Source organism: Bacillus haynesii, from assembly GCF_001969855.1.
Taxonomy (GTDB): Bacteria; Bacillota; Bacilli; order Bacillales; family Bacillaceae; genus Bacillus; species Bacillus haynesii.
In genome coordinates, this window is sequence record NZ_MRBL01000052.1 from 1 (window position 1) to 768 (window position 768).

1 protein-coding gene is annotated in these 768 nt (G+C 37.2%); it reads right to left on the reverse strand.

Annotated features, from left to right (window positions below):
- Nucleotides 1-190 precede the first annotated feature (190 nt).
- Entirely contained in the window at nucleotides 191-382 is a 192-nt protein-coding gene (locus tag BTA31_RS22125) for a hypothetical protein (RefSeq protein WP_076794270.1), read from the reverse strand.
- Nucleotides 383-768: the final 386 nt, after the last annotated feature.

Sequence of the window (768 nt, forward strand, 5' to 3'; positions counted from 1 at the left end):
TTCTGCCAATGTTCCTTTTAACGAGGCTAACTTTAATAACAATTTAAGAAAAGCTTGGTTTAGATAGCGAATACTGAAATAGCCCTTCCAGCTCTGAGAAGGGCTTACTTTATTTCCTAAGGTTGGTGTCTTACTTTAAATCTACACATGGAACAAGAAACGAAAAACCCCTCTCTTATTAATGAGGGGGTTAATTATTTTTGGATCCAATTAAAGCCCTTCCAGCCAAATCGATTAAAACATAGACAACAAAGAATATAACGAGCCAACTTAAATCAGTCCACATATTGTTTAGATTCAGCAGCCCGATTTTATCTAATCCTGATTGAATGAACATCGAAATTAATGTCGCAATAAACACATAAAGAAACCATTCTTTCATCGTGAATCACCCCTAGATGTTATCCTGTAAATTTACAAACATTTTACTATCGCATCGACAAAACAAAACTGCAGCCAAAGAAAATTCAACCTTATAATAGATCAAAAAATCTATTTTCCCGCTAATAAGTACCTTAAACCACTAAACACATAAAAACGGCCATTAAAGAATACCATTCGAAAATCTGCACAATTGACCGGAATAGCGCAGATGAAAACCGCGAGGAACCTTTGAAGGATGCTCTAACTAAAAAAGGGTATGGGTATGATCGTGATGAATGGCCAAATGGCGATGTGTCAGGAGGGCCGAGTCGGTGCCGATATAGAATACATAGAGTCATCAGATAACCGTGTGGCAGGCTCCTTTGTTTCTCATCAGTTAGATGA

What these genes read in the sequence shown, in the direction of transcription:
- BTA31_RS22125 (WP_076794270.1), bottom strand. Translation starts at nt 382, where the DNA reads ATGAAAGAATGGTTTCTTTATGTGTTTATTGCGACATTAATTTCGATG.